This is a genomic window from Pseudoroseomonas cervicalis ATCC 49957, from assembly GCF_000164635.1.
GTDB lineage: Bacteria > Pseudomonadota > Alphaproteobacteria > Acetobacterales > Acetobacteraceae > Pseudoroseomonas > Pseudoroseomonas cervicalis.
In genome coordinates this window covers 79,359-86,431 of record NZ_GG770777.1, presented here as the reverse complement: position 1 = coordinate 86,431, position 7,073 = coordinate 79,359, and the positions used below count along the sequence as shown (strand labels likewise).

Here is a 7,073-nt window from a genome sequence, read left to right as displayed (position 1 = left end):
CCCGCCTGGGCCGCGGCCGGGCTGGCCGCTTTGGCCGAGGCCGACCCGGATTTCGCCGGCATCGAGGCGGCGGCCGGGCCGCTGCCCTGGCGCAGCCGGCCGCGCGGCTTCGGCGGGCTGGCGCGCACCGTGCTGGGCCAGCAGATCAGCAACCAGGCGGCGGGCGCCATCTGGCTGCGGTTTTCCGCCCTGCCCGGCGCGCTGGAGCCCGCCGGGCTGCTGCGGCTGAGCGACGACGCCCTGCGCGGCGCCGGCCTGTCGCGCCCGAAGGTCGCGCATCTGCGCGGCCTGGCCGAGGCCTGCCTGGAGGGGCGGCTGCGCCTGGAGGAGCTGCCGGCCATGGGCGATGCGGAGGCGGTGGCGCATCTCTCGGCGCAGCGCGGCCTCGGCCCCTGGACGGCGCAGGTGCATCTGCTCTTCGCCGAGGACCGTCCGGACATCTTCCCCGAGGGGGATGTGGCGCTGGCCGCCTCGGCCGCGCATCTGAAGGGCATGCCGGCCCGTCCCTCGCCACGGGCGCTGACGGCGCTGAGCCTGTCCTGGCGGCCCTGGCGCTCGCTGGCGGCGCGGCTGCTCTGGCACCATTGGCGGCATGTCACCGGCCGCCCGGCCGGCGAGGAACCGTAAGGCAGCGCCCTGGCCGGGCCGCGCGCCGCGTGACACTCTGCCGCATCATGCCGAGCCTCCGCCTGTCGCCCCGCGCGCACGCCACCGCCGCCCCGCCCATCCCCGCCGCCCGCGCCTGGGCCGCCCGCTATGACGGCGCGGCCGGACCGATGCTGGATTTGACCCAGGCGGTGCCGGGCTATCCGCCGCACCCGATGATGCTGCAGAAGCTGGCCGAGGCCGCCGGCAGCCGCGCCGCCGCGTCCTATGGCGCGATCGAGGGCGATGCGGCGCTGCGCGAGGCGCTGGCGGCCGAGATGGCGCGCTTCTATGGCGCGGCGATCCGCCCCGACCAGCTGGCCATCACTGCCGGCTGCAATCTGGCCTTCACCATGGCGATGACGGTGCTGGCCGGCAGCGGCGATGCCGTGCTGCTGCCCACGCCCTGGTATTTCAACCACCGCATGACGCTGGAGCTGCTGGGCATCACCGCCCAGCCGCTCGAGACCCGCGCCGAGGATGGCTTCATCCCCGACCCGGAGCGGCTGGAAGCGGCGATCACGCCCGGGACCCGCGCCCTGGTGCTGGTGACGCCGAACAACCCGACCGGCGCCATCTACCCGGCCGAGATCCTGCACCGCATCGCCGCGATCTGCCGCCGGCGCGGGATCTGGCTGGTGCTGGACGAGACCTATCGCGACTTCCTGCCCGAGGAAGGCACGCCGCCGCACCGGCTGCTGGACGATCCGGACTGGGAGCAGGGCGTGGTGCAGCTCTATTCCTTCGCCAAATCCTATTGCATCCCGGGCCACCGCATCGGCGCGGTCCTCGGCGGCGGCGCCTTCCGGCAGGAGCTGCTGAAGGTGCTGGATTCCTTCCAGATCTGCCCGGCCCGCCCGGCGCAGCAGGCGCTGGCCTGGGCGATCCCGGCGCTGGCCGAATGGCGCGCGGGCAACCGCGCGGTGATGCAGTCCCGCGCCGAGGCGTTCCGCGCCGCGCTGGCGGAAACGCCGGAATGGCGCATCGACGCGCTCGGCACCTATTTCGCCTATCTGCGCCTGCCGGAGGGCCTGCCGGACTCGCCGCAGGCGGCCGAGGCGCTGGCGGCGCAGAGCGGGCTGCTCACCCTGCCCGGCAGCTTCTTCGGCCCCGGCCAGGCGCGGCATCTGCGCCTGGCCTTCGCCAATGCCGAGGCCGCCACCCTGGCCGAGCTGCCGCACCGCCTGCGGCTGAGCCGCGTCCCCGCCTGAGATCCGGCGCCCCGTGCCAGGGGGCGCCGCCTTGCGCGGATAAAATCATCAAATTGAGCATAACCCCCCGTTTGCGGTCTTCCCGTGGCGGCGCGAGTGACTATTGTCAGGCGCAGCCGCGCCCCGCAGGGCGCAACGGGCCAGCCCGATCGCAAGGCCCTGGCCTCCGGGAACGCCCCAGAAGGACGCATGGCATGACCGAGCACCGCTCCCTCCCCGTCCCGCGCCGCCTGCTGCTGGGCGCCGGCGCGGCCACCCTGCTGGCGCGCCCTGCCCTGCTGCGCGCCCAAGGGGCAGCGCCGATCCGCATCGGCGAGATCAATTCCTACACCGCGCAGCCCGCCTTCCTCGGCCCCTACCGCAATGGCTGGCTGCTGGCGCAGGAGCAGGTGAACGCCGCCGGCGGCATCGATGGCCGCAAGCTGGAGACGGTGTTCCGCGACGATGCCGGCCGCCCCGAGGATGCGGTGCGCCTGGCCGGCGAGCTGGTGAATGCCGAGGGCGTGGCGCTGCTGGCCGGCGGCTATCTCTCCAATGTCGGGCTGGCGCTGGCCGATTTCGCCAGGCAGAACCGCCGCCTCTACGCGGCCAGCGAGCCGCTGACCGATGCGCTGGTCTGGTCCAAGGGCAATCGCTACACCTTCCGCCTGCGCCCCAGCACCTACATGCAGGCCGCCATGCTGGTGGAGGAGGCGGCGAAGCTGCCGGCGAAGCGCTGGGCCACCGTCGCGCCGAATTACGAATACGGCCAGTCCGCCGTGCGCTGGTTCCGCGAGCTGCTGAAGGCGAAGCGCCCGGATGTGGAGTTCGTCGGCGAGCAATTCCCGGCGCTCGGCCGCATCGATGCCGGCGCCACGGCGCAGGCGCTGGAGCGGCTGAAGCCCGAGGGCATCTTCAACGTCACCTTCGCCACCGATCTGCTGAACCTGGTGCGCCAGGGCAATCAGCGCGGCCTGTTCGAGGGCCGGGCGGTCGCCTCCATGCTGAGCGGCGAGCCGGAATATCTCGAGCCGCTGGGCGAGGAATGCCCGGATGGCTGGATCGTCACCGGCTATCCGCGCGACGATCTCGACAACCCGGTGCATGTCGCGCTGCGCGACGCCTACCGCGCCCGCTTCAACGAGTTGCCGCGCTGCGGCTCGATCGTCGGCTACGACACGGTGCTGGCCATCGCCGCCATGCTGCGCAAGGCGCGCAGCACCGAGACCGAGGCGATGGTCGAGGCCTTCCGCGGCATCCGCTACCAGACCGGCTACGGCACGGGCGAGGTGGAGTTCCGCGCGCTGGACCACCAGGCGACGCTCGGCGCCTTCGTCGGCCGCACGAAGCTGGAGGGGAAGCGCGGCCGCATGGTCGATTGGCGCTATGCCGATGGCGCCAACTACCTGCCGCCGGATGATCTCGTGCGCCAGTGGCGCCCGCAGGACTGACCCCGCAAGGCTGAGGAGCCGCCCCCTTGCAAGACCTGGCTGTCCAGGCGCTGAACGGCCTGGCCAGCGCCTCCTCCCTGTTCCTCGTCGCCTCGGGGCTGACGCTGATCTTCGGCGTCAGCCGCATCGTCAACTTCGCCCATGGCAGCCTCTACATGCTGGGCGCCTATCTGGGCTGGACGCTGCTGCAGCTGCCCTCGGTGGACGATTGGGGCTGGCGCGGCTTCGCGCTGGCCGTGCTGCTGGCGGCGCTGCTGGCGGGCGGCATCGGCGCGCTGCTGGAGATCACCGTGCTGCGCCGCATCTACCGCGCGCCGGAGCTGTTCCAGCTGCTCGCCACCTTCGCGCTCGTCCTGGTGGTGCAGGACCTTGTGCTGCTGCTCTGGGGCCCGGACGACAAGTTCGGCCCGCGCGCACCGGTGCCTTTGCGCGGCGCCATCGACCTCCTCGGCCTGCGCTTCCCGCGCTACGAGCTGTTCCTGATCGCGCTCGGCCCGGTGGTGCTCGGCCTGCTCTGGCTGCTGCTGCACCGGACCCGCTTCGGCATCCTGCTGCGCGCCGCGACGCAGGACCGCGACATGGTGGCGGCGCTGGGCGTCGACCAGCGCCTGCTGTTCACCGGGGTGTTCTTCCTCGGCGCCGCGCTGGCCGGGCTGGGCGGCGCGCTGCAGCTGCCGCGCGAGGCGGTGACGCCGCATATGGACATGGCGATCATCGTCGAGGCCTTCGTCGTCGTCGTCCTCGGCGGGCTCGGCAGCATCCCCGGCGCCTTCCTGGCGGCGCTGCTGATCGGCGAGCTGCACGCCTTCGGCATCCTGGTCTTCCCGCGCATCACTTTGGTGCTGGTCTTCCTGGTGATGGCGGTGGTGCTGGTGCTGCGGCCGAACGGGCTGCTGGGCAAGCCGCTGGGGCCGCCGCCCGCCAGCGAGGCCGCGCCCCCCCTGCCCGCCCCCGGCACTTTTCTTTCGGTCACCCTGCGCCGGGCGCTGCTGGCGCTCGCCGCCGCCGCCCTGCTGCTGGGGCCGCTGCTGCTGGGCGATTATCCGCTGATCCTGCTGGCGGATTTCGCCGTGCTGGTGCTGTTCGCCGCCAGCCTGCAGCTGATCATGGGACCGGGCGGCATGGCGAGCTTCGGCCACGCCGCCTTCTTCGGCGCCGGCGCCTATGCCGCGGCGCTGGCGATGAAATACTGGGCGGCGCCGATGCTGCTCGGCCTGTCGCTGGCGCCCTTCGCGGCCGGGCTGGCCGGGCTCGGCTTCGGCTGGTTCTTTGCCCGGCTCTCGGGGGTCTATGCGGCGATGCTGACGCTCGCCTTCGCGCAGATCCTCTGGTCCATCGCCTTTCAATGGGTCGAGGTGACGGGGGGCGACAATGGCATCCTCGGCGTCTGGCCGGCGGGCTGGGCGCGCGGCCGGCTGGAATTCTGGTATCTGGCGCTGGCGCTCTGCGGCGGCGGCGTCTGGCTGCTGCGCCGCGCGGTGCACGCGCCCTTCGGCCTGGCGCTGCGCGGCCAGCGCGATTCGGCGCTGCGGGCGGAGGCGATCGGCCTCGACACCTTCCGGCTGCGCTGGGCCGCCTTCACCCTCGCCGCCTTCTGGGCCGGGCTGGCGGGGGCGGTCTTCGCCTATGGCAAGGGCAGCGTCTTCCCCTCCTTCCTGGCGATCGGGCGCAGCGTGGACGGGCTGCTGATGGTGCTGCTGGGCGGGGTACACAGCCTGGCCGGGCCGCTGCTCGGCGCCGTCGCCTTCGCCGGGCTGCAGGAGCAGCTGGCGCGGGTGACCTCGCTCTGGCGGCTGCTGCTGGGGCTGACCATCCTGGCCCTGGTCCTCTTCTTCCCGCAGGGGCTGGGGGGCGCGCTGTCCGCCGCGCTGTCCCGGCTGCGCCGCCGCCAGGAGGGCGCGGCATGAGCGCCGTGCTGGAGGCGGAAGGGCTGGTGCGCGGCTGGGGCGGGGTGCGCGCCGTCGATGGCGTCTCCTTCCAGCTCGCCGCCGGCGAGATGCTGGCGCTGATCGGCCCGAACGGCGCCGGCAAGAGCACCTGCTTCAACCTGCTGAACGGCCAGCTGCGCCCCGAGGCCGGGCGGGTGCGCTTCCAGGGCCGCGACATCACCGGCTGGGCGCCGCGGCGCATCTGGCGGCTCGGCGTCGGCCGCACCTTCCAGATCACCGCCACCTTCGGCTCGATGTCGCTGCGCGACAATGTGCGGCTGGCGCTGCTGTCGCATCACCGCCGCATCTTCGACCTCTGGCGCCCGGCGCACCGGCAGATGACGGCGGAGGCCGAGGCGCTGCTGCACCGCATCGGCCTGGCCGACCAGGCCGAGCGCCCGGCGGCCTTCCTCGCCTATGGCGACCTCAAGCGGCTGGAGCTGGCCATGGCGCTGGCGCACAACCCCCGCCTGCTGCTGATGGACGAGCCCACCGCCGGCATGGCCCCCGAGGCACGCCAAGCGCTGATGGCCGAGACCGCCGCCATCGCCCGGCGCGAGGGCATCGCCGTGCTGTTCACCGAGCACGACATGGATGTCGTCTTCGGCCATGCCGACCGCGTGCTGGTGCTGGAGCGCGGCCGGCTGATCGCCGAGGGGCCGCCGGCCGCGGTGCGCGCCGATGCGCGGGTGCGGCAGGTCTATCTGGGGAGCGCCGGCTGATGCTGGAGGTGGAGGGCCTCGTCGCCCAGTATGGCCGGGCGCGCATCCTGCACGGCGTTTCGCTCAATGTGTCCGCCGGCGAGGTGGTCTGCCTGCTCGGCCGCAACGGGGCGGGCAAGAGCACCACGATGAAGTCGCTGATCGGGCTGCTGCCGCCCACCGCCGGGCGCATCCGTGTCCTGGGGCAGGAGGTGGCGGGGCTGGCCCCGCACCGCATCGCGCGGCTGGGCCTCGGTTATGTGCCGGAGGAGCGGCGCATCTTCCCCGAGCTGACCGTGCTGGAAAACCTGGAGGTCGGCCGCCGCGCCGCATCCCGCGGACGGCCCGCCTGGGACCTGCCGCGCGTGTTCACGCTGTTCCCGGCCCTGAAAGAGATGCGCCACCGGCCGGGCGGGCGGATGAGCGGCGGCGAGCAGCAGATGCTGACCATCGCCCGCGCCCTGATGGGCCAGCCGCGCCTGCTGCTGCTCGACGAGCCCTCGGAAGGCCTGGCGCCGGTGGTGGTGGAGCGCATGGCCGAGGCGATCCGCGCGCTGAAGGCGGAGGGGCTGTCGATCCTGCTCTCCGAGCAGAATCCGGGCTTCGCCGCCGCCATCGCCGACCGCGCCTATCTGCTGGAGACCGGGCGGATCCGGCATGAAGGGCCGATGGCGGCGGTGATGGCGGATGCGGAACTGCGCGCGCGCTACCTGTCGGTCTGACCGCCTCCCCCCTGGCGGTGGCGCCGGTTTGCAGCCAGGGCCGTTTCGCCGCAAATTGCCCCTTTCCCTTCTGGCAGCGAGACCTGAATGCCGCATCGCCTGACCGCCACGGCGGAGAGCTTCATCAAGGCCAATGACAGCCATTCGCGGCAATTGGCCGATACCGAGAAACGGGCGGTGCGCGAGGGCGACGTGCTGGAGGCCGCGACGCTTCGGCAGGCGGGCTCGCACATGGTGGTGACCGAGGCGCGGCTGAACGGCGAGGCCCTGCCGGAGCATCTGAACCACATCCATGCGCGGCACTGGCGACAGGACAGCCCGGCCGAGCCGGCTGAGCCGCCGGCGGCCGCCCCGTCCGCCGCGCCCACCGGCGCCCCGTCGGGCGAGGACAAGCGGGCCCGCGCGCTGGCCCTGCTGGCGGAGGGGCGCTCGGTCA

At 73.2% G+C, this 7,073-nt stretch carries 7 protein-coding genes; all 7 read left to right on the top strand.

Features of this window, described 5'->3' with window-relative positions; genetic code table 11:
* The coding region (locus HMPREF0731_RS00360) for a DNA-3-methyladenine glycosylase family protein (protein WP_007001979.1) at window positions 1-627 on the top strand (627 nt) is incomplete at its 5' end.
* Between the two features lie 47 nt (window positions 628-674).
* Window positions 675-1,856 (top strand): aminotransferase, encoded by a 1,182-nt coding sequence (locus tag HMPREF0731_RS00355; protein ID WP_007001978.1) that lies wholly within the window; start codon window positions 675-677, stop codon window positions 1,854-1,856.
* Window positions 1,857-2,050: 194 nt separating this feature from the next.
* On the top strand, window positions 2,051-3,286 hold the full coding sequence (locus tag HMPREF0731_RS00350) for an ABC transporter substrate-binding protein (RefSeq protein ID WP_007001977.1): 1,236 nt from the start codon (window positions 2,051-2,053) through the stop codon (window positions 3,284-3,286).
* Between the two features lie 26 nt (window positions 3,287-3,312).
* Window positions 3,313-5,193 carry an ABC transporter permease gene (locus HMPREF0731_RS00345; RefSeq protein WP_007001976.1) on the top strand — a complete coding sequence of 627 codons (1,881 nt, stop codon included), beginning with the start codon at window positions 3,313-3,315 and terminating at the stop codon, window positions 5,191-5,193.
* A complete protein-coding gene (locus HMPREF0731_RS00340) occupies window positions 5,190-5,936 on the top strand; it encodes an ABC transporter ATP-binding protein (protein ID WP_007001975.1) in 747 nt (248 codons plus the stop codon). The genes HMPREF0731_RS00345 and HMPREF0731_RS00340 overlap by 4 nt, the downstream gene beginning before the upstream one ends.
* A complete protein-coding gene (locus HMPREF0731_RS00335) occupies window positions 5,936-6,637 on the top strand; it encodes an ABC transporter ATP-binding protein (RefSeq protein WP_007001974.1) in 702 nt (233 codons plus the stop codon). Before HMPREF0731_RS00340 ends, HMPREF0731_RS00335 begins: the two co-directional genes overlap by 1 nt.
* A gap of 87 nt (window positions 6,638-6,724) precedes the next feature.
* A partial coding sequence (locus HMPREF0731_RS24800; protein ID WP_007001973.1) for a hypothetical protein occupies window positions 6,725-7,073 on the top strand: 349 nt, incomplete at its 3' end.

Bases quoted from the DNA above. Each gene is read 5' to 3' on its own strand.
- HMPREF0731_RS00355 (WP_007001978.1), top strand. From the start codon at position 675: ATGCCGAGCCTCCGCCTGTCGCCCCGCGCGCACGCCACCGCCGCCCCG.
- HMPREF0731_RS00340 (WP_007001975.1), top strand. From the start codon at position 5,190: ATGAGCGCCGTGCTGGAGGCGGAAGGGCTGGTGCGCGGCTGGGGCGGG.
- HMPREF0731_RS00335 (WP_007001974.1), top strand. From the start codon at position 5,936: ATGCTGGAGGTGGAGGGCCTCGTCGCCCAGTATGGCCGGGCGCGCATC.
- HMPREF0731_RS00350 (WP_007001977.1), top strand. From the start codon at position 2,051: ATGACCGAGCACCGCTCCCTCCCCGTCCCGCGCCGCCTGCTGCTGGGC.